Here is a 24,954-nt window from a genome sequence, read left to right as displayed (position 1 = left end):
AGAGCGACCATGGCCCCCAACCCCCTGACCGGCCTGTCCGATGCGCTGAAATCTGCTCAGCAGGATGGGAAGCCGATCTCCCTCTCCGCGGCCTTCATGACGGCCGCCGGGGCGACCCCGCCCAGTGACCTGGACGCCCAGTTGCGCAAGGCGTTCCGGCTGGGCGTCGCCCAAGGTCTCCAGGTCGGGCTCGGCTCCGCCGACATCGGACCGGTTACCGATGACAAGCTCGAGGTGACCGGCGCCCAGGTCTCCTTCCTCGGCCGCGATGCCGCGAACTCGTCCGTCACCTTGCTGTTCACCCGAGCCGCCACAGCCGTCGACGTGCTGGTGGCGGTGGAGATGACCGGCGGATGGACGTTCTCGGACACCTTCACCGCCATGACGAGCCCGCCGTTCACACTCTTCCCCTGCACCAGCGACACCCACCCGACGTTCGCCTTCACCACCTTGGCGGGGCCGTACGCGTGGCAGCCGACCATCGAGGTCCAGCTGAGCCGTGGCCTGAACTTCGTCGGCCGGTTCGCCGATCCGGACGAGCTCGGCCCTTATCTGGACCTCCTGACACTGCAACGGGAACCGCAGGTCGTGCTCGCCGGGCCGATCGCGGTGGATCGGGTGACCGAGGTCGCGGGTGCCCCGGAGACGACCGGGCCGGTGGTGCTCTATCCCCACATGGATCTCACAGCGGTGCGAACCCAGAAGAGCGTGGACCTCTTCGACGGGCTGGTGCAGGCGAAGTCCCCGGGCCTTCGGCTGCTGGTGACGACCACGTCCGGGGAACCGGAGGACAATCTGGTCCACCAGAACGTCCAGCTCCTGGTGACCCTTCAGCTGGACGTCAACGGGACACCGTACGAGCTGCGTGCCCCGGTTTCCACCTGGGGAAAGACCTTCACCATCGACCTGATCGCGCCCGAAGGCGCGCCGAACCTCTCGCTCAGCGAGGCCGTGGCACTCCTGGGTCGCACGACCGGGCAGAATCCCCTGTCCCTGGTCCCTTCCCCGCTCCAGGGGGCGCTGGCCTCCGTAGGTCTGCAAGGTCTGACGCTCAGAGGTCCTCTGGAGCCCCTCCCGGCGAGGCTGGCGTGGGCCAAGGTCGTCCTGGGGGCGAACGGCAAGGTGCCGTTGTTCACCGACCCCTTCAACGGCCAGGCGTTCGCCCTGGACGCCTTCGCCGTCGACTGGACCGTCCTCGATCCGCTGAGCGCCAAGAACCGGTCGAGCCTGGTCTCGGTCTCCGCCAGGTTCAGTCTGTGGCCGAAGGTGTTCAAGGGCGCCTTCGTGGTCTCCATCGACCAGAACCTCTCCCTCCAGGGGCGGTTCGACGGCAGTGTCTCGCTGGCCGATGTCATCACCGGGGTGACCAACGGGGCCGTGCAGCCTCCTGACGGGGTGGCGGTCAAGGTCTCCGACATCAGGCTCAGCGTCGACACCCCGTCGAAGAGCTATGCGCTCTCCGGGGACGTGGACGTCGATGTCTCCTTCATCAGCGTGGACGGCAAGCCGCTGATCACCATCGAGAACATGAACGTCCTCCTCGGCGCGGTGACCCCGAGCAAGAAGCCCGGTACCACCGCCTACCGGGCCGAGTTGAGCGGCTACCTCGCGGTCGGGCCGCTGGCCGCCGACGTCGCCGTCCGCTACCGGAGCGCCGCCAGGTCCAGCCTCTGGGAGCTGCACGCCGCGCTGGCCCGGCCCGTGAAGCTCGGCGAGTTGGTGAACCAGTTCTTCCGGGCCTACGACCTGCCCGCCGACCTGCTCCCCGAAGACCTCACCATCGCCAAGCTCGCCGTCGACGCCACCATCCCGACCACGGCCAAGGGCAAGGTCGCGCAGTACGTCAACGGTTACTGGGTGATCCCGTCCGATGCCGACGCAGAACTGCTCTCGGGGGCGTCCGCCACCCCGCGCACCTACCAGGTCTCCGGTGAGCTCCTCTGGACGATCGCCTGGTTGGGCAAGGCGCAGGCGAGGGCCACCATCGGGCTCCAGTACAGCGACGCCCCGAACACCGGTTTCTCCGGGCAGGTCGTCGGGGACCTGTACCTCCCCTCGCTCGGCACCCACCTGACGGCCGGCTACCGTTTCGGCACCATGGCCCAAGACGCGCTCTTCGCCGGGGCCGTGGCCCTTCCGCCGGGCCGCGTCAGTGGCAAGGACAGCCAGGTGCTGTGGATCCAGTGGGAGGGCGTCACCGGGCAGTACGACAACATCGCCAAGAAGCTCACGCTCAGTCTCGCCGGCTGGACCGTCGGCGGGCTCGTCCAGGCGCTCGTCCGCACCCTCGGCAACCCGTACTTCACCCTCGACGCGCCCTGGGACATGCTGGACAAGATCTCGCTCGACGGGCTGAAGCTCACCTTCGACCTCCGCGACAAGAGTCCAACGATCGAGGCCTCGTACACCCTCTCCTCCCCCATCGACCTGGTCTTCCTGAAGATCACCGGGCTGACCTTCCGCCGCAACGACCAGGGCAAGGTGACACTCCAGCTCACCGGTTCCTCCACGATCGGGGACATCCAGAACTCCCCGCTGATGAAGCCCGGTGGCCAGGACGTCACCAACCTGCCCGCCGCCCCCGGTCAGGGCACCCAGTGGTTCGACCTGCGACTGCTGATGCTGGGCCAGCGGGTCGGCATCAACGGTGCGGCCTTCGACAACGTCGAGAAGACCATCACCTCCCTGGAGAAGATCCCCGGGACCAAGGGCGACACCAGCCCGGTGAAGCCCGATGACGCGGCCAAGGGCCAGGTGCGGTACGACGCCGACTCCAACTGGCTGATCGCCGCCCACTTCCTCCTCCTCAAGGGCACCATCGACGCCAAGCTCGTCTTCAACGACCCGAACCTGTACGGCCTCCGGCTCGCCCTCAACGGGGAGAAGGCGAAGGTGCTCGACGGGCTGGTCCTGGACATCATGTACAAGAAGGTGACCGACGACATCGGGGTCTACGGGCTCGACTTCACCTTCCCCAACTCCCTGCGGAACCTGGACTTCGGGGCGTTCTCCGTCACGCTCCCCTCGATCGGGGTGCGGATCTACACCAACGGCGACTTCCTGATCGACTTCGGCTTCCCGTACCGGATGGACTTCTCCCGCTCCTTCACCGTCCAGGCGATCATCGCGGGCATCCCGGTGCTCGGGTCCGCCGGGTTCTACTTCGGCCGCCTCAGCGTCGGCGCCAAGAACGACCTGCCCGCCAACGCCAACGGCACCTTCGGTACGGCCACCACCTTCGGCATCGGACTCCAGCTCGGGGTCGGGAAGACCATCGAGAAGGGTCCGCTCAAGGCCGGCTTCAGCGTCACGGCGTTCGGCATCATCGAGGGCATCATCGCCGGCTGGGAGCCCGAGAAGGCGCTCGCCACCCGCTCCAGCGCCCTGCAGGGCGACTACTTCTTCCGGTTGCGCGGCACCTTCGGGCTCAGCGGGCAGCTGTACGGTGCGGTCGACTTCGGCGTCATCAAGGGCAGCGTGGACGTCTCGGTCAAGCTGTCGGCGAGCATCGTGTACGAGGCGTACGCGGACATCCTGCTCTCCGCCTCCGCCTCCGTCCGCGTCGCGGTCTCGCTGACCGTCGACCTCGGGCTGTTCAGCTTCGACCTGCACTTCTCCTTCGCCACCACCGTCACCGCCGACCTGACCCTGCGCACCTCCGACCACAACCCGCCGTGGGGCTCGCGCGCCCTCACCAGGTCCAGGGCCCTGGAGCTCCCGACCGTCACGGCGGATCCGGTCTGGAAGACCGTGAAGCGCACGGGCGGCAAGCCGACGATCACGCTGCGCCCCGCCCCCCAGTACACCGTGCACGCCCCGAAGGCCGGATCCACGGCCGCGGAGCAGCAGGGGTCGTTCGTCCTGCTCCTCGCCACCGACGCCCCCGCCGCCACCGGGGACGGCAACGCGTCCGGCTCCTCGTTCCAGTCGCTCTGCGAGGCGTTGCTGCCCTGGGTGATCGACGCCCACCGGAACCTGACCGGCACCGAGGTGGACCTCGACGCGGTGCTCACCGAGCCCGTGCAACGCGCCGAACTCCAGGCACTCGTCGAGGCGTTCGGATCAGGGCAGGCGACGTTCACGGAAGCGGACGTCGAGCAGAAGCTGCTGAGCGCCGGCTTCACCGTGACCGTCGCCGCGGCGACCAAGGACGGCGCCCTCGACAAGGGGGCCACGACCTTCCCCGCCTTCGCCGGCCTGACGGTGACGTTCCCCGCCGGCGACGGCACCGAGACCATCGCCCTCGATCGCTACACCACCATCGACGCCGCCTACCGTGAGCGGCTGGGCAGGTGGTTCGAGGAGTTGGCGGCCCAGGTGGAGCAGGAGCGGAGGAGCGCGCCGGTCGCGGAGGACATCACGGCGGGCAGCCGGACCCAGCCCCTCGCCCAGTACCTGTTCGAGGACTGGTTCCGGCTGGTGATCCGCCAGTTGCTCCAGACCGGAGCGGACTCGTTCGGTGACTACCGCTACCCGCTCACGGAGAAGGCCAACGGACTCAAGGCCGTCCTCGACTGGGCGCACGGCCGCGGCAACGAGCACCTGACCGCGCTGGACGTGGCACTGCCGAACGCCACCGTTGCGCTGGCCCCCGGCAAGAAGCTCAGGATCGACTGTCCCGCCTACACCGTGCAGAACGGCGACAGCCTCACCGGCATCGCCGCCCGCTACTCGGGCACCGGTTCGACTCCGCACTGGAGGTGCGACCCGGCGGAGTTGCTGCGCCTCAACCAGGACCGGCACGGGCTGGTCGCGGCCGGTGCGGTGATCAGCAGCTCCGGCAAGGGCCCGTACACCACCCAGCCGGGTGATTCCGTCAGCTCGGTGGCGGCGGCCCTGGGACTCACCGTCGAGCAGCTGAGCGCTGACACGGCCCTGGTGGCCAGGACCGATCTGCTGGCGCCGGCCGTCCCCGTCGACATCCCCGTGATCAGGTACACCACCGACCGCGGCGACTCCCTCCAGGCCGTCGCCCAGCGGTTCGGCACACCGCTGGCCACCCTGGTGGAGGACGCGGAGAACCAGGGCGTCACCGGGCTGTTCGACGCCGATGCCCTCCACCTGCCCGACCTGGAGGAGCTGTTGCTCTCGGACGTGCTCGCCGCGATCAACGCCGACGGGCAACCGGCCCACATCGCGGGCATGGCGGCCCGCTACTCCCTGCACGGGATGCGGCTGCCCCAGCTGGACGGACTCACGCTCAACGAGTTCCGCTATCCCACCGACCAGGCCGACTACGGCCTCTACCAGCTCAGCGGGCAGCAGTTCCCGGTGCCCGAGACGATCCCGACCGCCTACGGCATCACCCTGGGCAAGGGCCCCGGTCTCGACTGGCTCACGTTCTCCGAGGCTGCGGCCACCATGGACCTCTCCGAACCGGCGCGTCGGCTGCGCCACGTCCGCGACTGGGCCCGGAAGAACGGCTACGACCCGAAGCCGACCCTCGAACTCCAGCCCTCCGCCACTGCCCAGGGCAAGCGGTACGCCGCCCAGTCGGCCACCCCGTGGTCCACCTCCGACCAGGCCGCGCTCACCGCCCTCGCCAGCTCGGCCGCCATCGCCCGGGCGGCCGCTGCCGCCCCACAGGCGCAGCCGCTGCTGTGGGACCTCCCGCCCAGCCTGCTGCGCCACGTCGAGCAGCGCGAGGCCGCGCTGGCGGCCCGCTTCACCCCCGCGCGGGCCCTGCCCTACCTCCCCCTGTTCACCCCCGAGACCGCGACGGCCGACCCGACGACCGCTCACGCCGTCTTCACGCCGGTGTCCGACTACGTGTACGCGACGCGCGTGCAGTTCCAGGTGAAGAAGCTCGCCCAGACCGACGGCGGGGCACCGCAGACCCCGCAGGCCAACGATGTCCTGCCGCCCGACAGCGGCAACAAGGGCGGGCCTGCCCCGCTGGCGCCCTTCACGTACCAGGTGACCGGCCCGAGCCCGGCCGACGCCGCGCTGCTGGAGCGGCTGCTCACCACCCTCGGCACGGAGGGCACCCCGGCGATCGACCTGATCAGCGGTCTGTTCCTGTTGCTGCCGGACTCCGGCCTCGGCCGCGCCGGGCTGACCAGCCGTGGCACGGACGAGGTGCTGGCCTTCCTGACCCGCACCAACCTGACGACCGAGACCGCGCCTCCCTCCCTGCGCATCGGCCGGGCCGGCGAGGAGCCCGCACGCGGGATCGTCACCCCGCCGGCCGAGGTCGTGCGACTGCTGTGGGAGCTGTCCACGGTCCGCACCGGCGGCTACTACCTCTACTACCAGGTCCCCCAGGAGGGCGTCGGCCTGCCCGACTCGGTCTTCGACAGCAGCGGCACGGCCACCCTGACCCTGGTGATCACCTACCGCCGGGACGGCAGTGGCGGGCAACCGGGCGACGGCCGGCTCACCGGCTACGTCAACTCCCTGCTCACCACGGGGGCGATCGACCCCGAGCACGCCGCGCTGACCTTCTGCTCCCGGTCCTCCCGGGCCCGGGCCGGCGCTCTGGGCGGCCACGAGACGCTGGCCGACCTGGCCGCGCTCCACGGCACCGACCCGGGCGTCCTCGCCCGGCTGAACGCCACGGTGCCGCTGTCCGCCGGGCTGAAGGTCCCCGTTCCGGACGGCCTGCACCAGATCGACGCCAAGGACCTGGCGACCGGGGACGCGCTGGCCGCCGTCGCGGCCCACTGGTCCGAGAACGCCGCCCAGCAGATCACCAGGGAGCAGTTGGCCGCGTACAACCCCGGCGTGGTCCCGGGGCTCGGCACGGCCCTGCGCATCCCGCCGATCACCCGGGTCACCGCCTCGGGGGACACCCTGCAGCGACTCGTCGAGCACTACGGGACCTCCGCCGAGGAGCTCGGCTGGGGTGCCCGGGACGTACCGGGCATCTTCCCCGCCACGACGCAGCCGTTGACCGACTCCGAGGAGCTGACGGTCTCCCCCGTCCTCGGCACCGGCAACACCGGCATCAGGCTCACCCGCGCCACCCCGGGCGCCCCGGGCGACCTGCCGGAGAACCCGACGGACCAGCAGATCACGGAGTTCTCCACCACCACCCTCGGCCAACTGTTCTCCCTGCTCTCCCCCGGAGTCGAGGGCAACGCCTTCTTCACCGCGAGCCCCCGGGGACTGCCGGCCGGGCCGGTCGACGCCTCCGAGGACGGCCCCCACCTGAGGTCGCTGCGCAGGCGGGAAGCGGCCCGCGCGCTGCTGCTGGACCTGAAGGGAGCGCCGGAGCAGTCCTACCGGCAGACCGTGGGCTTCCGCAGCTGTGCCAAGGTCAACCCCGCACCCGACGTCGAGCCGTCCAGCGGCCTGCCGGCCCGGGCGGACAACCCGTACGCCGGGGTCGGCACGCCGGTCCAGCTCCGGCTGTGCTGGCACGACGTCTTCGGCAACCTGGCGGTCACGCCCTTCGACGCTCCGGCCGCGGACTCCACCGGCCCGCTGGACCGCAGGCCCGACCCGCTGCACTACGAGGACCGCTTGATCGGCCTCGCCCAGTGGCCCAACGTCCGCTCCGGCTACTCCTACCAGGGCGAGGCCGGCTCCCCCACCCTGGCGGTCGGCCTCCGGCTGATGACCGAGGCCTACGAGGAGCCGACCGTCGACACGGACCCCCGCGCCCGGATCCTCGCCACCGGCCTGCCCGACTGGCAGCAACGTGCCGTCAACGACCTCCGGACCTTCACCACCGTCTACTACCAGCTCAACCAGGACTACACCGGCGCCGGCGTGCCGGGGCTGAGCGGCAACGCCATGGCCCTGACCTGGACCAACAGCCTGCTCAAGGACCCGGAGCAGCCGCTGACCGCCGAACAGGCGGCGCAGCTGCGGTCCTTCGTCGCCCACTGCGTCACGTACCTGGGCAAGCGGGCCGCCGGGCAGAGCGGTGGTACGGCTCCCCGCATCGATCTGACGACGGCCCTGGACCTGAAGGACCTCACCGCCGACGACATCGTGCCGCTCACCCTGACCCTCACCCTGACCCGCCGGGACGAGTTGGTCGACCCCGCCCTGCGGGCCACCCCGGTCCACGCGGACACCACGGCGATCATGCCGATCGGGGGGGCTGACGACAGCACCGAGGTCTCGCTACGGACCTTCGCCGAGGGCATGCAGGAGGCTTTCCGCACCGCCGACTGGCAGTTCCGCGTGGGCACCTCGGCCGCGACCACCGCGCACGGAGCGGACGACGGCGCCACGCTGTGGGCCGTGCGGATGGGCCTCACGCCGGGAAAGGGCCTCGGCTGCACCGTTCAGGGCGGCCCCGGCTTCTACGCCCCGAAGCCGCTGGCCACCGCGCTGCGGGAGGTCACCGCGACCATCGGCCGGTACACCACCGGACAGCCGTTCACCCCGGCTTCCCGATCCCTCACCTTCACGGGCATCGACCCCAACGTCTGGGCCCGGCGGGCCCTGACCGCGATCGACGCCTTCCTCAGTCCCACCTTCACCTCCCCCGCGCGCATCGTGGACCAGCTCACCACCACCGACCCGGAGCGCAACGGCGCGCTGCCGCAGATCCTCGAACAGAAGAAGCGGCTCGCGGCGGCGATCGCCGCCACCGTCGCCCCGATCCTGGTGGACAGCCCGACCGACGGCCTCACCCTGACCGCCGCCGCCGACAAGATGGAACAGGCACTCCTGGATCACCTCGGAGCGGCCTACACGGTCAGCGCCGTCACCGTCCTGCCGATCACCGACGCCCGCGTCCGGGAGCCACTGCCTCCGGGCGTCACCGACGCCCCCCGCTTCTACGGGCAACCGCAGCGCGATCCCGGCAAGAAGAGCGCGGTGGTGCAGGACTTCGCCCTGTCCACCGCCAAGATCGCGCTGACCCCGCAGAGCGGGACCGGGGACAGCCGGCTGGCCTTCGTGTTCGAGTCCAAGAACGCCACCGCCCGTACCCATGTCCGGCTCGACGTGCAGTACCCGGTGACCCACCTGGAACACGACATCAGGAACGTGGCGGGCATCGAGGACTACCGGAGCAGCCGTTGGATCACCTGGGTGACCGGCCCGATGACGGTCCCGCTCGGGTCGATCGACTTCCCGGTGGTGCTGCGCGAGCTGCCGCAGCCGCCCTCGGTCACCGACCAGACCGCCCTGCCGACCGCGCGGGACGAGAAGGGGTTCCCGAAGCGGGGCGCCGGGCTGACACCGCGGGAGCTGACCGAGTGGGACTACGCCTTCGACTACCGCTACGACAGCGCCGCCCAGGACCGCGTCCACGCCCACGTCGTCTTCAACACCGCCGGCCGAACCAGGGCGCGGGTCGCCGACGCCGAAGCCGAACTGTTCGCCGCCCTGGCCCAGTTCACCACCATTCACCCGGAGGTCGACGCCGACCTGGAGACCTACCTGCGCCCGGTCGGCGCCGACGCCAAGGCCACGGACACCGAGGTGGTCAACGGCGCATCCGCCCTCGCGGCCCTCGTCCGGCTCACCACCGAACTGGCGAACGCCTACGAGAAGTGGGCCAAGGCCGGGCCGAGGGCGTTCACCGGAGGGGAGGGTCCGCGACGGATCGAGTACGACTTCCAGCTCGGGTTGAGCGAGGACGCGGGCCGGGCCCGGGTGGACGTCTACTGCGACAAGGCGAAGACGCCGGAGCCACAGGTCCGGGTCGCCTGGCCGACCTACACTCCGAAGCCGGTGACGCCGCCGCCGGGCGCCCAGTACGCGTGGGAGTTCCGCGACCAGGACGGCGTCGAGCTCCGCTACGCCGACGCGCCCGCCGAGCGCTCCGTGGGCTTCTCCAAACTGGGGGTCTTCAGCCACCAGGACGGCCACGCCTCCGTCAAGGTGGTCCGCAACGAGGACCTGGTGCCGGAGAAGACGACGGCCGCGGGCTTCGTGTTCACCACCCCCACGGTGGCCTTCGCCGATCCGGTGGTACCGCTGATCGCCCATGACTCGTACGACCTCGGGTCGCTGACGGTCGCGCAGAGAACCGTGAAGGGCTACCTCACCGAGTTCGTCGAGCAGTTGCTCGCCGACAGCGGGAACCTCGCGGTGGCCGTGAAGCTCTCCGCGGCCTATGCGTTCCGCCTCCAGAAGGACATCCCGGAGCTGCCGCTCACGGTCCTGCCGATCAGTCTGCTGCCCCTCACCGCGACGGACTCCGCCGGCTGGATCGACCAGGTGGCCCGGAGTGTGGAGGACTTCCGCGCGACGTACCGGCCGGTGAACGACGACAGCGCGAGGGTCACCTTCCGACTGGAGGTCTTCGCCGGCGGGGAGGCACAGCACTCCATGCCGCTGCTGACGATCCGCGACCTCTTCGTCATGGTGAACCGACTGGTCTAGTCCTCGAACGACCGTGGCTGAGCCGCCGTCCCGCCGCTCGGGGAGGGCGGCTCGGCCACGGCCGAGGGCGCGGTCGACGACGATCTCGATGACCGCCCGCTCCGGGCTCTCCCGGGGCGTGCGGTAGCACTCGGCGCAGCGGCGTTCGGGTTCGGAACCCGCCCGCGCAGGCCGCCGACCGACCCGGTCGATGGTCCGGATCTCGGGCCGCGTCCTGCGGCCGTGCCCGCCCCCGGGCGGAGCGCCGTTGGGTCGGTTTCCCGCCGCAGCGGCGGGGACTCCCTCGTTCCGGGTACGGCCGGGTGCGGTCACACCGTCGGGGTGGCCGCCCAGGCGCCGTAGCCGCCGATGAGGTCGTAGACGTGCGGGTGGCCGTGGTGGCGCAGCAGGCTGGCGGCGATGGAGGAGCGGCTGCCGCCGGCGCAGTGCAGGACGATGCGCCGGTCGGTGGGCAGTTCGCCGTGGCGGGCCGGGAGTTCGGCGAGCGGGAGGTGGAGCGAGCCGGGGATGGCGCCGGTCTCGCGCTCGGCGGCGCCGCGGACGTCGACGACCAACGGGGGCTGCTCGCCGACGAGTTCGGCACGCAGGGTGTGCACGGTGAGCCGGGCGCCCTGGCGCATCAGCTCGGGGTGGGTGAGGAAGAGCTCCTCCGGGTCGGCGAGGTGGCCGGCGACCTTGTCGAAGCCGATCCGGGCGAGGCGGGTGACGAGTTCGGCGCCGCGCTCCTCCGGGGCGATGACCAGGATCTCGCGGTCCGGGGTGAGGACGGTGCCGGACTGTTCGGCGAAGCGGCCGTCGGCGGGGACGTTGAGCGAGCCGGTGAGGTGTCCGGCGGCGAAGGCGGCCGGGTCGCGGCCGTCCACCACCAGGGCGCCGTCGGCGCGGCGGGCCAGGAAGCCGTCGGCGGTCAGGGCGCGGACGGCGGCCGGGTCGAAGAGCTCGCGGTCGCGGCGGTTGAGGTCGGCGTCGTAGCCGAAGTAGCCGGGGGCGGTGGGCTGGCCGGCGGTGACCAGGGCGACGAAGGTCGGCTCGTCCATGGGCGCGCAGGCGTAATTGGTGGCGCGCTCGCGGCCGATGGTGGACTGGCGGTCGGTGGAGAGGTTCTTGCCGCAGGCGGAGCCCGCGCCGTGGGCGGGGAAGACCAGGGTCTCGTCGGGCAGGGCCAGCAGCTTGCGGTGCACGCTGTCGTAGAGCATGGCGCCGAGCTCGTCGGCGGTGACGCCGGTGGAGGCGAGCAGGTCGGGGCGGCCGACGTCGCCGATGAACAGGGCGTCGCCGGTGAGCACGCCGTAGGGGACGGCGTCGTCGGGCTGTTCGAGGACCAGGACGCTGATCGACTCGGGGGTGTGGCCGGGGGTTTCGAGGATCTGGAGGGTGACGTCGCCGAGTTCGATCCGTTCGCCGTCGGTGAGCTTGCGGATCGGGTACTCGGTCTCCGCCCGGTGCCCGTAGCCGATCCAGGCGCCGGTGCGGTCGGCCAGTTCCAGGTGGCCGGCCAGGAAGTCGGCGTGGAAGTGGGTGTTGATGACGCCGACGACGGTCAGGCCGCGAGCGGTGGCGTCGGCGAGGTACTCGTCGACGTCCCGGCGGGGGTCGACGATCACCGCCCGGCCGGTGGTCTCGTCGGCGATCAGGTACGAGGCCTGGGAGAGACAGTCGAGGTAGAACTGCGCGAAGTACACGGGGAATCCTCCTGGGCGGCGCCGGGTGGCGCGGCGCGGTCGTGATCTCAGCGATACCCCCCGTGGTATAGAAGCCAGCATACGGCCTCCAGGGCCGATACGGACGGGGGTATCGCGGAAGGATTTGATAATACCCCCGGGGGTACTATGGTGGACGTCGACGGGGGAATCCGGCCGCCGCCGGACCCGGCCCGAACGGGCCCGGGCGGGCGCCGAGCAGAGACCACGCCGCCCGCCCGTGCAGCACGCAGCACGGAACCGGCGGCCCGAACCCGGTACGACCGCGCGTCGGGCACCGCCCGGACCGTGGCGCCCCCGACGCGCCGGACCGCTGCGGCCCGGCCCGCACCACCCTGGAGAAGCCCATGCCCCCGCTGCCGTCCGACCCCGGCGCGACCACCCCTGGCCAGCTCACGCCCGCCCGGGCCCACGCGCTGGTACACACCGGTACCGCGGTGCTGCTCGACGTCCGCGAGGCCGCCGAGTTCACCGCCGGCCACGCCCCCGGCGCCCTGCACCTGCCGCTGATCGCCCTGGCCGCCGGGGCCCCGCTGCCGCCCGAGGCCGCCGGTCGCACCGTGCTGGCGGTCTGTCGCTCCGGCAACCGCTCCCAGCGCGCCGCCGAGCTGCTCGCCGCGCGCGGTGTCGAGGCGTGGAACGTCGTCGGGGGCATGAGCGCCTGGGCGCAGGCCGGCCTGCCAGTGACCACTCCCGACGGCGGCAGCGGGCGGGTGATATGACCACGCTGCTGCTCGCCCTCGGCGCGGGCGCGGTGGTCGGGCTGGCGCTCGGCGGACTGGGTGGCGGCGGCAGCATGCTCGCCGTGCCCGCGCTGGTCTACCTGCTCGGCTTCTCCCCCGCACTGGCCACCACCGCGAGCCTGGTGATCGTCGCGGCGACCTCGCTCACCGGCCTGCTCGCCCATGCCCGGGCCGGGCGGGTGCGCTGGCGCACCGGGGCGCTGTTCGCCGCCGCCGGACTACCCGCCGCCGCGGCCGGCGGGGCGCTCTCGGCCCGGCTGCCGGGCGCGCTGCTGACCGGCGCCTTCGCCGTGCTGGCGGCACTCGCCGCCTGGCGGATGCTGGTGCCCCGCAAGGCCGATCAGCAGGACCGGGCCGCCGCCGGACCGACCCGCTCCGCCGCGGCGGGCGCCGGGCTCGGCGCCGTCACCGGACTGCTCGGCGTCGGCGGCGGCTTCCTCGCCGTACCCGCCCTGGTCTCGGTGCTCGCCTTCACCATGGCCGAGGCCGTCGGCACCAGCCTGCTGGTCATCACCGCCAACTCCCTCGCGGCCCTGCTCCCCCGTCTCGGCGCGACCGGCTCGATCGACTGGGCCGTGGCCGCGCCCTTCACCGGCGCCGCGATCCTCGGCGCCTGGGACGGCAAACGGCTCGCCGACAAGCTCAGCGGACGGACCCTGCAACGGGCCTTCGCGGTCGCGCTGTTCGGCGTCGCCCTCCTGATGCTGGTCACCACCCTCGGCTGACCGGCCCGTTCTCCCCCACCTCACTCCCCCCGCCCGAGAGGACCCCACTCCCCCATGACCACGCCCCGCAGCATCGAGATCGAGCAGCTCAAGCTCCGCCTCGGCCGACTCACCGTGATCGACGTCCGTTCCCCCGGCGAGTACGCCGGCGGCCACATCCCGGGCGCCCTGAACATCCCGCTCGACCAACTCGACCGCGCCCTGCCCGCGTTGCGCGCCGCCGCCGGCAGCGGCGAACTCGCCGTCGTCTGCGCCGCCGGTCCGCGCGCCGAGCACGCCTGCCGACAGCTCGCCGGTGCCGGGGTCACCGCTCTGGTCGTCACCGGCGGCACCAGGGCCTGGACCGCGGCCGGCCACCCCGTCGACCGGGTGGCCGGGGCCCGCCCGGTCTGGGCGATGGACCGCCAGGTCCGGCTGACGGCCGGTTCGATCGTGCTGCTCGGCCTGCTGGTCGACATCGCGCTGCCCGGCGTCCGCTGGGTGTCGGCCGCGATCGGCGCCGGGCTGGTGTTCTCCGCGCTCACCGACAGCTGTGCGATGGGGGCCCTGCTCGGCAGACTCCCGTACAACCGCGCCCGGCCGGGCGCCCCGACCCTCGACGACACCCTCGCCACCCTCTCCGCCCTCGACCGCTGACCGGGCCGGCCGCGGTCACGCCCCGATCCGTGCTGCCCCGTCCGGTTCAACCGGTCACCGCCCGGGCCCCGACCTGCCGCGGGGCCCGGGCGGAAATCCATTTGGCGGACCGTGACGACCGGTGCTAGCTTTCCGGTGGCCGTGCGAGAGAACAAGGAGGTGGTACCCGTGAACGCAACTACGACGTGGGTGCTCCCCTCCGGGGTCACGGCCGGGCGATAGGTCGTCCGGGAGCGCCTCTCAGCGCACTCCCGAAAGGCACGACCATGAAGTTCACCTCCGAGCAGCGCCTCGACAACGGCGTCCTCGAACGCGAATTCACCCTCGGCGAGATCCCCGGCACCCTCTGGACGTCCGGATCCGAGCCCGCCCCACTGATCCTGATCGCCCACAACAACGGCCTGCCCCGGCGTGAGCCCCGCCTGCTGGCCCGGGCCCGGTACACCGCGGCCCAGGGGTACACGGTGGCCACCATCGACGCGCCCGCCTGCGGCGAGCGGCCCCGTTCCGAAGCCGACGACCGGGCCCGCGCCGAGCTCCGCCGGGCCATGCAGGCGGGCGAGCCGGTCGACGGGATCTTCGAGTCCTTCGTCGGCCCGCTGGTCGCGAACGCCGTCCCGGAGTGGCGCACCACCCTGGACGCCCTGCTGGACCGGCCCGAGACGAACGGGCGGGTCGGGTACTCGGGTTGGACGGCCGTCGGCATCCACCTCGCGGCCACCGATCCGCGCATCGAGGCGGCCGGCCTCTTCGCCGGGGGCTACGTACCGCTCGCCCAGCGCGAGGAGGCCCGGCAGATCACCATCCCGCTGCTGTTCCTGCTCCAGTGGGACGACGAGGGCAATCCCCGGCAGCGCGCCCTGGACCTGTTCGACGCCTTCGGCAGCAAGCAGAAGACGTTGCACGCCAACACGGGCGGGCACATCGGCACCCCGTGGTTCGAACTCGAGGACGGGGGCCGCTTCTACGACCGGCACCTGAAGTGACACCGGGCGGCCGGTGACCGCCGATCGCGGATGACCGCCGATCGCCGGTGACGGTGGCCGGCCGGGGCCCGCCCCTCCCGGGGGCGGGCCCCGGCCCACCGCCCTACGCGTCGGCCGCCTCCGCCAGGATCCGGGCCAGCTCGCGCGGCCGGGTGACCATCGGCCAGTGGCCCGAGGCGAGGTCCACGTACGTCAGGTCGGCGACCCGGGCGAGTTCCGGGCCCTCCCCGGAGGCGATCCACTCCTTCGCCTGGTCCGGAGTGAACTCCGGGCACAGCAGCAGGACGGGGACGTCGAACCGCCGCTCGTCGGAGAGCCGGACGACGCCCTTGGCGACCGCCTCGGGAACGGGGATCGCGGCGGAGGCGAGGCTTTCGCGCGCAGCCCCGTCCAGGTCCGCGGAGTCCGGCCCCTCGAACGGGCCCCAGCCGGGGAAGGGCATGGCGCCCTCCTCGATCGGGAAGAAGTCGGCGTACGCCCGCCCGTCGGGGGCGGGGAAGCCCCCGATCAGGGCGACCTTGGCCACCTTCTCCGGCCGGGCGTCGGCGGCCAGCCAGGCCAGGGTGGTCGCCGCGGAGTGCCCCACCACCAGGGGCTTCCCCGGCGCCGCGTCGACGGCGGCGAGCACCGCGGCCAGTTGGTCGTCGAGCGTCGCGGAGGAGTTGCCGTCGCCCTGGCCGGGAAGGGTGAGCGGCACCGGACGGTGGCCGAGCGCGGTCAGTTCGGGCACCACGTCGTCCCATACGGACCCGTCGAGCCACAGACCGGCGATGAGCAGGATGTCCACGGATGACCTCGCGAGGGGTGAAGGGTCGTCGGATCCGACGTCGGCACGCTAGCGGGAGGGTCTGACAACGACGCTGACGACGATGGCGATGGGGATGGGGACGGCGTTGACCCCGACTCCGGCCTCAGACCCCCAGTTCCACCGACACCCCCACCCCCGGTCGGTGCCGCGCCAGGTCCGCGAAGAAGCGCTCCGCGTCGACGGCCGTCTCCGGCGGGTGCACGCCCGGGGTGCGCACCGTGCCGTCCAGCAGTTGGGCGAGGCCGAGGCCGGCCGGGACTCCGGTGCCCTCGGCCAGGTCGGCCATCAGCGCGTCCCCGCCGGTCAGTCGGGCCAGGACGCTCGCGGGCCGGCCGTCGATCGTCCCGGTGGCGGCGGCGAAGAAGCCGGGCAGGGTGCCCGGGGAACCGAAGCGCAGCACTTGGGTCCCGGCCCGCAGGATGCGGCGCAGCGACGGGCGCTCCAACTCGACGGCGGCGCCCTCGTTGGTGAGCCGGCCCGCGTCCAGGTCGCGGCGCAGCACGTCGAGGTAGGCGGCGGTGCCCGCCCGGACCACCATCAGGCTCGCCGCGTCGCCGGCGGGCCGCAGGCTGCGGTGCAGGGTGACGGGCTCCGGGTGTCCGACGGTGCAGGCGGTGCCCCGGTGCCCGCCGGGCAGGTCGAGCACGATCCGTTCCAGCGGCGGCCGTTGGACGATCCGGCCGCCGCGCACCACCGCGACGGTGCCGCTGAGTTGCTGCATCCAGTGCACGGCGGCGGCCGACGGGGTGCGGCCGGGGCCGGTCGGCGGGGTGGTGGCGGGTTCGGGGCCGACGTCCACAGGCCAGGCGGTGTGGACGTCGGTGAGGGTGTCGAGGAGGGCGGCGGCCCGGACCGCGAGCAGGTTGCTGACGCCGGGGCTGGCGCCCATCCCGATCACCGCGCGGACCCCGGCGGCGCGCGCCTCGTCGTCCAACTCCAGCATGGCGACGGTGGGTTCCCAGTCGTCGCAGACGTCCAGGTAGTCCGTCCCGGTGCGGATCGCGGCGCGCAGTACGTCGGGGCCGAAGCGGTAGTAGGGCCCGACGGTGTTGAGCACCGCGTCCATCCCGTCGAGGGCGGCGTGCAGCTCGGCCCGGTCGGTGACGTCGACCCGGCGGGCGCTCACCGCCGTGCCCGGCTCCGGTGCCCGGGCGGCGAGCAGGGCGGCCGTGCGGCGGGCGGCCGCCGGGTCGCGGTCGGCGATCACCAGCTCGCGGACGCCGGGGAGCCGGGCGGTGACCCGGGCGGCGACCCGGCCGATCCCGCCGGCGCCGCCGAGGGCGAGCACCTTCATCCCCCTCATCCCTTCGGGCGGTCGATCGAGGCCAGGAACTGCCGCATGGCGTCGAGGTAGCCGGGGGCGAACAGCGAGCGCGGGGCGGCGATCGCGAGGACGGTGCTCTTCAGCTCCGAGTCCTCGACGGACTCGGGGACGATGTTGTGGGTCGCGTCCTCGAAGCGCCGGACCTGGAGCTGCCCGGGGGTGGGGAGGATCCGTCGGTAGCCGGCCTCGGTGTCGGCGCTGTCGACGTTGAGGTCGCGACCGCCGAGGATCAGCAGCACCGGCGCCTTGACGGCGGCGAGGTCCTCGGTGGCGTCCGAGCGGTAGTTGCGCAGGTCGAAGTCCCAGCGCTCCGGGGTGATGCCGGTGACGTCGGCGCCGCCGGCCCGGTACTGCTCGAAGGTGCGGTTCTCCCGCATGGCGGTGAGCCTGCGCTCGCTCCTCGCGATCCGGGCCTCGGTCTCGGCCGGGCTCGCGCCGTCCTTCTCGGCGTGGGCGAGCAGGTCGTAGCGGCCCTGCCGGAGCCAGTTGACGGCGGTGCCGACGCCGATCACGAACGTGACGTCCGTGGACTGCCGGGCGGCCTTGGGCATCACCCAGCCGGCCTGGCTGGCGCCCCACAGGCCGATCCGGCCCGGGTCGATGCCGGGTTGGGCCTTGGCCCAGCGGATCGCGGCGAGGGTCTCGTCGGCGCGGTCCTGCATGCTCTGGTCGAGCCAGTTGCCGGGGGCGTCGGCGACGCCGGGCTTGTCCCAGGACAGCGTGGCGTAGCCGGCTCCGGCCATCGCCTCCCAGATCGGCCGGTACCAGCCGTCGTGGGTGGCGTCGACCGGGCCGTCGCCGTGCACGAAGACCACCAGTCCGGTCGGTCCCCCGGCCCCGCTGGGGCGGGCCAGCACACCGTGCAGCGGCTGCTTGCCGCCGGTGATGGTGACCCGCTCCTCCGTGAGGTCGTACTCGTTCTGGTGGACCACCCAGCCGCCCGCCCCGAGCGCCAGTACCACCACGGAGAGGAGCGGGCCCCAGAGCCACCACGTCCTGCTGCGCTTGCGCATGACCGTTCCACCACCAATCTCTCGTTCGCATCACGACCGTAGCAGATGCGAACGATAGGCTGGTGGTCGCGGTCCGCCGCCTACTCCCCCTCGTCGCCCGGCTCGGGCACCGTCGGCTCCGGCAGGGTGCGGAACAGCGCCCAGCTCAGCAGCGGCATCGCCACCAGCGGCACCAGTGCCGTCCGCAGCGTGGTCGCGTCCGCGAGGCTGCCGATCACCGGGCTGGCCAGGCCGCCGATGCTCACCGTCAGCCCGAGGGTGATCCCGCTCGCCGTGCCGATCCGCGAGGGCAGGTAGTCCTGCCCCAGCGTGACCTGGAGCGAGAACGGCACGTACAGGCCCGCCGAGGTCAGCGCCACGCACAGGTACAGCGCCGGGCCGGGCACCACCAGCACCCCGGCCACCGCCACCGCCGCCACCAGGTAGGACCAGCGCGCCACCGCGACCCGCCCCCACCGCTCCGCCAGTGCCCCGCCGAGCACCGAGCCCACCGCGCCGCCCGCGTACAGCACCACCAGCGCGGCCGTGCCCGCCGCCGTACCGCCGCCGAGGCGCTGGGTGGCGTACAGGGAGAGGAAGGTGCTCAGCCCGGTGAAGACGATCGACCGGCACACCACCGCGAGCGACAGCTTCACGAACGAGGCCCGGTCGTCCCGCCCCACCCGGGCCGCCGTGCCCGTCCCGGCGGCCCGCCGCCGGGCCAGCTCGCGCAGCACGGGCAGGCACAGCGCCGCACCCGCGAGGGCCGGCAGCACCAGCAGCGGGGTCAGCCGCAGCCCGCCGAGGCCGACCACCGCCGCGACCAGCAGCGGAGCCGCCGCGAAGCCCAGGTTGCCGCCCAGCGAGAACCAGGCCATCCCCCGGTGGCCCCTCCCGCCCGAACCGGCCACCAGCCGGGCCACCCGGGCCGACTCCGGGTGGTACGCCGCCACCCCGACGCCCGACAGCGCCACCCAGGCCAGCGTCATCGCGTACGAGTCGCCGACCCCGCAGAGTGCGATGCCCGCGCCGCCCAGCACCGTGCTGACCGGCAGCAGCCAGGGCAGCGGCCACCGGTCGGTCAGCGCCCCGAACAGCGGCTGGGCCACCGAGGAGAGCAGCGAGGCGGCCAGCACCACGCCCGAGACGGCGGCGTAGCCGTAGCCGCGCTCGGCGACCAGGAAGGGGACCAGGGCCGCCACGGCCCCCTGGTAGACGTCCACGCAGGAGTGGCCGACCGAGAGCAGGGTGATCGAGGCGTTCGACGACAGGCCCGGCGGTGCCGGCCGGGTCCCGCCGGTCGGGCCGGTCTCGCTGGTCGGGCGGTTCTGGCCGGTCGGGTCGGTCGGACTGGTCGGGCGGAGGGGCCGGTCCACGGGCATCGGCCCGCTCGACGGGTTCGGTGTCTTGGTCACCCCGACATGCTCGACCCGCCCCACCCTGTCGGACTTCCGATAATCTGCCAGCTGATGTCGAGAATCCGCCACGATCCGGTCGCCCCCACCCGGGCCCAGCTGCTCGCCCCCGGCACCGGGATCGACGCCCACCGCCACGACGACCACCAGATCGCCTACGCCGCCCGGGGCGTGGTCGCCATCACCACCGACGCCGGCGCCTGGGTCGCCCCCGGCAACCGCGCCCTCTGGATCCCGGCCGGCACCGTGCACGCCCACCAGGCCCACGGCCGGCTCGAACTCCACCTCGTCGGCCTGCCCGCCACCGAGAACCCGCTCGGCCTCGACCGGCCCGGCGTGCTCGCCGTCGGCCCGCTGCTGCGCGAACTGATCATCGCCTACACCCGCACCCCGGAGGAGGAGAGCCCGGAGCGCTCCCGGCTGCGCGCCGTCCTGCTCGACCAGCTCCGCGCCTCGCCCCAGCAGCCGCTCCACCTGCCCACGCCCGACGACCCGCTGCTCCGGTCGCTGTGCGCGCTGCTGTACGCCGACCCGGCCGACCACCGCACCCTCGCCGAACTCGGCCGGGCCGTCGGCGCCAGCGACCGCACCCTCTCCCGGCTCTTCCGCGCCGACCTCGGCATGACCTTCCCCCAGTGGCGCACTCAACTGCGGCTGCACCGGGCCCTGGTGCTGCTCGCCGAGGGGCAGCCGGTCACCGCCGTCGCGCACCGCTGCGGCTGGTCCTCCGCCAGCGCCTTCATCGACGTCTTCCGCCGTACCTTCGGCCACACCCCGGGGCACGCCGCCGAGGGGCCACCGGCGCGCTGACCGCCCCGGTTGTCCGTGCCGGGTGGCAGGCTGGGGGCATGTGCGGCCGCTTCGTCTCCACCACCACGCCCCAGGACCTCGTCTCGCTGCTCGGAGAGCTCCGGTGGGACCCGGCCGAGACCTTCGCGCCGAGCTGGAACGTCGCCCCCACCGACCCGGTGCCGGCCGTCCTGGAACGCGTGGACCGCGAGACCGGTGAACTGGTGCGCCGCTTCCGCCCGCTGCGCTGGGGCCTCGTGCCCTCCTGGTCCAAGGACCCGTCCGGCGGCGCCCGGATGATCAACGCCCGTTCGGAGACCGTCGACAGCAAGCCTGCGTTCCGCAAGGCCTTCACCGCCCGCCGCTGCGTCATCCCCGCCGACGGCTACTACGAGTGGCGCGAGGTCCCCGCCACCGCCGACCGCAAGAAGTACAAGCAGCCGTACTTCCTCAGCACCGGCGGCGTGATGCTGATGGCCGGGCTGTACGAGTTCTGGCGCGACCGCACCCGCCCCGACGACGACCCGCTCGCCTGGCTCGCCACCGCCACCGTCATCACCACCGACGCCACCGACTCCGCCGGGCGCGTCCACGACCGGATGCCGCTCACCATCCGCCCCGAGGACCTCCCGGCCTGGCTCTCCCCCGCCCACACCGACCCGGCCGAGCTCCACCACCTGCTGCACCGCCCCGCCGACGGCGCCCTGCGGGTCCGCGCCGTCCCACCCGTCGTCAACAGCGTGCGCAACAACGGCCCCGAACTGCTCGCCACCGCACCGGATCCGCTGGGCCTGGCCGACTAGGCCCGCTCTTGCGGATCCCTCCGACCTACAGCCGGCGGTCCGGCTGTCGGGTCCCCCTGACCTACAGCCAGCGGTCGTACCAGGCCCGGATCCGCCGGAGCGCGTCGAGCTGGTGCGCCCGCTCGACCAGCCCGTGGCCCTCGCGGGGGTAGACCACGAACTCGTGCTCGACCCCGAAGTGCCGCAGCGCGCGGTGCAGGTGGAGCGCCTGGCCGAGCGGAACGTTGGTGTCCTCCTCGCCGTGCAGGATCAGCACCGGGGTGCGGATCCCCGACGCGTGGGAGATCGGGCTGTTCCGGTCGTGGAGGTGCGGTCCCGGGCCCTCCCATCCGGTGCTGCCGCCGAGCGCCGCGTCGATGCTCGCCCAGTCGCCGGTCCCGGCCTGGAGGCCCCAGTCGCTGATGCCCGCGCCCGTCATCGCGGCCTTGAACCGGTCCGTCCGGGCGACCGCCCAGGTCGCGAGGAACCCCCCGTGGCTCCACCCGGCGATGCCCAGCCGCCCGGGGTCGGCGACGCCCTGCTCCACCAGCAGGTCGATGCCGCCGAGGACGTCCGTCCACTCGTCGCCGCCGACCGCGCCCGCGACCGGGGCGGCGAACGCGTGGCCGCGCCCCGAGCCCCCTCGGGGGTTGGGCAGGAGGACCGCGTACCCGGCGGCCGCCAGCCACTGGCCGCAGTCGACCGCGTTGAGGGCGAATTCGTCGGCGTAGCGGGAGTAGGGGCCGCCGTGGGCGATGGTCACGAGCGGGAAGGGGCCGTCGGCCCGGGTGCGGCCGACCGGCAGGATCAGCAGGCCGTCCAACCGGAGGCCGTCGGCGGCCCGGTAGTCGAGGCGCTCCTGGACTCCCCAGCGGATCCCGCGCAGTTCCGGGGCCGCGTCGCTGAGCCGGACCAGCGGTCCGCCGGTCGGCCCGGCATGGACGTTCCTCGGCTCGTACGCCGTGCTCGCCAGCAGGGCGACCGTCGCCCCGGAGCGACTCGCGCTGAGCCCGGCGAGCGTGCCGGGGGCGGCGGACACCCGGTCGAACCGCGCCGACTCCGGGCGGAGCCGGTACAGCGCGGTGTCCAGCCCGTCGGCGAACAGCGCCAGCGGGGGCCCGTCCGCGACCTGCACCAGCTCGGTCGGACAGACGGACATACCGGCGGTGAGGTTGCGGTGTCCGACGGCCGGACCGGTCGCCGGCGGGACGGTGTCGATCACGGCGAGCCCGCCGACCAGGTGCCCCGGAGTCACCACCAGGTGGGCCAGGTGCCAGACCCCGTCGTGCTGCCACCAGGTCGGGGACCGGGCCTCGAACCCGACCGGGCCCAGGTGCTGGACGGCCGCCGCGCCCGGGTCGACCAGGTGCAGTTCCGCCGTCATGACACCGGGATCGAGCTCGGGGGTGGACCAGGTCAGCACCGCGAGCGGGCCGCCGTCCGGACGCTGGGCCAGCTCGACCACGTGCCGGTCACCGAGGCCGTCCACGGTGCGCAGCGCACCGGTCTCCAGGTCGAGCAGGCGCATCCGGGTGACGGGGAGGTGGCGGCCCCAGACCATGGCGTCGTCGCGCTCGGCCGCCCGGCGGTCGTCGGCGGCGGTGGGTTCGTCCGCGGCGAGCAGGGCGACGGTGCGGGCGTCGAGGAGCGGGCGGTGGTCGGCGATGCCGCCGCGCCACCTCGTCAACTCCTGCACTCCGGTGGCGTCGGCCCCGACGCCGAGCCGGATCCGCCGGAGTTGGGCGCCGCCCGGCCCGTCGGGATCGGAGGTGAGGAACAGGGCGGCCGAGTCCGGCGCCCACGTCGGGGCGGAACCACGGGCGGTTCCGTCGGCCAGCCTCCGCGGCGGGGTGCTGCCGTCGGCGGCGGTGACCCAGACGGAGCCCTGCGGACGCCCGTCCCGCCCGCCGCTCACGACCAGACCGTACGCGACCAGGCGGCCGTCCGGCGAGACCGCCGGAGCCACGGCGGCGGCGAGGTCCACCACCAGGTCGGCGGTGAGCAGGCCGGTCGCTCCGGGGTTCGGCCGGGGCACGGAGGCTAGCAACGGTTCGGGAGTCGACTGCGGTGCGGGGGTCGGCTGCGGTGCGGGGGTCGGCATCCGGACTGCCCTTCGGTGGTCGGTCGTACCGTTCCCCCGGAACGGTACGACCCTTCCAACCCTCAGTCCACAGAGGGCACTTGACGAGGCCTGAGCGCGAGGTGGGTGAGCACCGCGCCGAGCGTGGACAGAGCCGCGAGGACCAGGCCGAGGACGTGCAGGGCGCCGGTGAAGCCCGCGTCCAGGGCCGCCCGGTGCGCCTCGGCCACCTGGCCCTGGACGGCCTGCCCGGCGATCCGGGTCGCGGCCGCGGGGAGCAGGCCGCTGTCGCCCAACCGGTCGGCGGTGAGTGTGGTGAGCAGGGCCGCGGCGCCCGAGACGGCGACGGACTCCCCGGTGATCCGCATCGTGTTGAAGATCCCCGCCGCGGCCCCGGCGTGCTCGACCCGCACGGTGCTCACGGCCGCGTTGTCCATGACGCCGAACGCCAGGCCCACCCCGGCGCCGAACGGAACCAGCGGCAGCGCCAGCGCCGGCCAGGAGCCGTCGCCGTGCAGGGTCGTCAGGAGCAGGGCCCCGGCCGCGATCAGCGCGGAGGCCCCGGTCAGCACCGCGCGCACGGAGGTGAGCGCGGCCAGCCGGGCCGCCGCCAGCGGCAGGAGCAGCACCGGGAGGGTCATCGGCAGCAGGAGCAGGCCGCTCGTCCCGACCGTGCGGCCGGCCACGCCCTGGAGGTAGGCGGGCAGGTAGACCAGGAGGATCACGAAGCCGAGGGTGACCGTGAACGGCTGGCACACCACGGCGACGAACTCGGGCCTGCGGAACAGCCGGACGTCGAACATCGCCCGGTCGGCCCGGCGGGCCTCCACCACGGCGAACAGCGCGAGCAGCGCCGCGGCCGCCGCGAGCAGCAGCACGGTGCCCGGCGCGCTCCAGCCCGCGGATCCGGCCCGGACGAAGGCGAACGACAGCGCGGCCAGCGCGGCGGTGAAGGCGACCGGCCCCACCACGTCGAACGCGGCCCGGTCCGGGTTGCGGGACTCCGGCGCCCGGGTCGCGCACAGCCAGGCGGGCACCGCCAGCGCCGCGACCAGCAGGAACACCGACCGCCAGCCCGCCGCCCCGACCAGGGCCCCGGCGACCGGCGGTCCGAGCGCCAGGCCCGTGCCGAAGGAGGTGCCGAGGACCCCGAAGGCCAGCTGTCGGCGCCGCCCGGAGGTCGAGTGGGCCAGCACCGCCGCGCCCGAGGCCAGCACGGCCGCGGCCCCGCAGCCCTGGACCGCCCTGGCCGCGTCGGCCACGGCCATCGACGGCGCCAGCGCGACCAGCAGCGACATGCCGCCGACCAGGGCGATCCCGGTCAGCAGCACGCGCCGCCGGCCGAGCCGGTCCGCGAGGCCGCCGGCCGCGAGCGGCAGCGCGGCGAAGGTGAGGTTGAAGGCGTTCAGCATCCACTGGGCGGCGCCGACCGAGGATCCCAGCCGGGCCGCCATGCTCGGCAGGGCCACGGCGGCCCCGGTCACCGAGAACGGCAGCATCACGCCGGCGGCCGCGACCGCGACCACGGTGGGCCGGTAGCCGCGCCCGCCGCCGTGCGGACCGTGGGAGGGGGAGGAGTACGAGGACATGCCCCGATCCTTCGCGGCGGCCCCCGACGGATGAAGGGACCTCGGTTCCCGGGGACCGGCAGGGCCACCCTTCCCCCGGCCGCTCCCTGGGACCG

General features: G+C 73.5%; 14 protein-coding genes. 7 read left to right on the top strand and 7 right to left on the bottom strand.

All coding sequences use genetic code 11. The features are described from left to right. The first annotated feature begins 9 nt into the window (after positions 1–9). Positions 10–10,290 carry a LysM domain-containing protein gene (locus AB0O91_RS00895; RefSeq protein WP_363426848.1) on the top strand — a complete coding sequence of 3,427 codons (10,281 nt, stop codon included), beginning with the start codon at positions 10–12 and terminating at the stop codon, positions 10,288–10,290. A 308-nt stretch (positions 10,291–10,598) separates the two neighbouring features. On the opposite strand, the gene AB0O91_RS00890 is transcribed toward AB0O91_RS00895, so the two are convergent. After that, positions 10,599–11,972 (bottom strand): MBL fold metallo-hydrolase, encoded by a 1,374-nt coding sequence (locus tag AB0O91_RS00890; protein WP_363426846.1) that lies wholly within the window; start codon positions 11,970–11,972, stop codon positions 10,599–10,601. Between the two features lie 365 nt (positions 11,973–12,337). On the opposite strand from AB0O91_RS00890, the gene AB0O91_RS00885 reads away from it, so the two are divergent. From AB0O91_RS00885 to AB0O91_RS00870, 4 genes are all read left to right on the top strand, one after another. After that, positions 12,338–12,712, top strand: coding sequence for a rhodanese-like domain-containing protein (locus tag AB0O91_RS00885; RefSeq protein ID WP_363426845.1), 375 nt, complete (start codon positions 12,338–12,340; stop codon positions 12,710–12,712). Next, positions 12,709–13,458, top strand: coding sequence for a sulfite exporter TauE/SafE family protein (locus AB0O91_RS00880; protein WP_363426844.1), 750 nt, complete (start codon positions 12,709–12,711; stop codon positions 13,456–13,458). Before AB0O91_RS00885 ends, AB0O91_RS00880 begins: the two co-directional genes overlap by 4 nt. A 54-nt stretch (positions 13,459–13,512) precedes the next feature. Then, entirely contained in the window at positions 13,513–14,094 is a 582-nt protein-coding gene (locus AB0O91_RS00875; RefSeq protein WP_363426843.1) for a rhodanese-like domain-containing protein, read from the top strand. 266 nt (positions 14,095–14,360) lie between these two features. Then, the gene (locus AB0O91_RS00870) at positions 14,361–15,080 is read left to right on the top strand and encodes an alpha/beta hydrolase (protein ID WP_363426842.1); all 720 of its coding nucleotides are present in this window, start codon (positions 14,361–14,363) and stop codon (positions 15,078–15,080) included. Positions 15,081–15,183: 103 nt separating this feature from the next. Here the strand turns inward: AB0O91_RS00870 and AB0O91_RS00865 are convergent, their stop codons facing one another. The 4 genes from AB0O91_RS00865 to AB0O91_RS00850 all read right to left on the bottom strand — a co-directional run bounded on the left by AB0O91_RS00865 (position 15,184) and on the right by AB0O91_RS00850 (position 19,475). After that, the gene (locus AB0O91_RS00865) at positions 15,184–15,867 is read right to left on the bottom strand and encodes an alpha/beta hydrolase (RefSeq protein WP_363426841.1); all 684 of its coding nucleotides are present in this window, start codon (positions 15,865–15,867) and stop codon (positions 15,184–15,186) included. A gap of 124 nt (positions 15,868–15,991) precedes the next feature. Next, entirely contained in the window at positions 15,992–17,182 is a 1,191-nt protein-coding gene (locus AB0O91_RS00860; protein WP_363426840.1) for a saccharopine dehydrogenase NADP-binding domain-containing protein, read from the bottom strand. A gap of 5 nt (positions 17,183–17,187) precedes the next feature. After that, positions 17,188–18,225, bottom strand: coding sequence for an alpha/beta hydrolase (locus AB0O91_RS00855; RefSeq protein ID WP_363426839.1), 1,038 nt, complete (start codon positions 18,223–18,225; stop codon positions 17,188–17,190). Between the two features lie 80 nt (positions 18,226–18,305). Continuing rightward, complete coding sequence (locus AB0O91_RS00850; RefSeq protein ID WP_363427078.1) at positions 18,306–19,475, bottom strand: MFS transporter; 1,170 nt, start codon at positions 19,473–19,475, stop codon at positions 18,306–18,308. A gap of 198 nt (positions 19,476–19,673) precedes the next feature. On the opposite strand from AB0O91_RS00850, the gene AB0O91_RS00845 reads away from it, so the two are divergent. Together AB0O91_RS00845 and AB0O91_RS00840 are read left to right on the top strand one after the other, a co-directional pair. Next, the gene (locus AB0O91_RS00845) at positions 19,674–20,429 is read left to right on the top strand and encodes a helix-turn-helix transcriptional regulator (RefSeq protein WP_363426838.1); all 756 of its coding nucleotides are present in this window, start codon (positions 19,674–19,676) and stop codon (positions 20,427–20,429) included. Positions 20,430–20,467: 38 nt separating this feature from the next. Then, positions 20,468–21,211: an SOS response-associated peptidase gene (locus tag AB0O91_RS00840; RefSeq protein WP_363426836.1), complete on the top strand. Its 744-nt coding sequence runs from the start codon at positions 20,468–20,470 to the stop codon at positions 21,209–21,211. Positions 21,212–21,272: 61 nt separating this feature from the next. On the opposite strand, the gene AB0O91_RS00835 is transcribed toward AB0O91_RS00840, so the two are convergent. Then, positions 21,273–23,225: a S9 family peptidase gene (locus AB0O91_RS00835; protein ID WP_363426834.1), complete on the bottom strand. Its 1,953-nt coding sequence runs from the start codon at positions 23,223–23,225 to the stop codon at positions 21,273–21,275. 128 nt (positions 23,226–23,353) lie between these two features. Beyond that, a complete protein-coding gene (locus AB0O91_RS00830; protein ID WP_363426832.1) occupies positions 23,354–24,859 on the bottom strand; it encodes an MFS transporter in 1,506 nt (501 codons plus the stop codon). Positions 24,860–24,954: the final 95 nt, after the last annotated feature.

The sequence above is a fragment of the Kitasatospora sp. NPDC089797 genome, assembly GCF_040684795.1.
GTDB lineage: Bacteria > Actinomycetota > Actinomycetes > Streptomycetales > Streptomycetaceae > Kitasatospora.
The sequence above is the reverse complement of the archived record's forward strand: the minus strand, read 5'-3'. Positions and strand labels throughout refer to the sequence as shown.

Coding starts and splice junctions, on each gene's coding strand:
- AB0O91_RS00895 (WP_363426848.1), top strand. CDS start 10: ATGGCCCCCAACCCCCTGACCGGCCTGTCCGATGCGCTGAAATCTGCT.
- AB0O91_RS00885 (WP_363426845.1), top strand. CDS start 12,338: ATGCCCCCGCTGCCGTCCGACCCCGGCGCGACCACCCCTGGCCAGCTC.
- AB0O91_RS00880 (WP_363426844.1), top strand. CDS start 12,709: ATGACCACGCTGCTGCTCGCCCTCGGCGCGGGCGCGGTGGTCGGGCTG.
- AB0O91_RS00875 (WP_363426843.1), top strand. CDS start 13,513: ATGACCACGCCCCGCAGCATCGAGATCGAGCAGCTCAAGCTCCGCCTC.
- AB0O91_RS00870 (WP_363426842.1), top strand. CDS start 14,361: ATGAAGTTCACCTCCGAGCAGCGCCTCGACAACGGCGTCCTCGAACGC.
- AB0O91_RS00860 (WP_363426840.1), bottom strand. CDS start 17,182: ATGAAGGTGCTCGCCCTCGGCGGCGCCGGCGGGATCGGCCGGGTCGCC.
- AB0O91_RS00855 (WP_363426839.1), bottom strand. CDS start 18,225: ATGCGCAAGCGCAGCAGGACGTGGTGGCTCTGGGGCCCGCTCCTCTCC.
- AB0O91_RS00845 (WP_363426838.1), top strand. CDS start 19,674: ATGTCGAGAATCCGCCACGATCCGGTCGCCCCCACCCGGGCCCAGCTG.
- AB0O91_RS00840 (WP_363426836.1), top strand. CDS start 20,468: ATGTGCGGCCGCTTCGTCTCCACCACCACGCCCCAGGACCTCGTCTCG.
- AB0O91_RS00830 (WP_363426832.1), bottom strand. CDS start 24,859: ATGTCCTCGTACTCCTCCCCCTCCCACGGTCCGCACGGCGGCGGGCGC.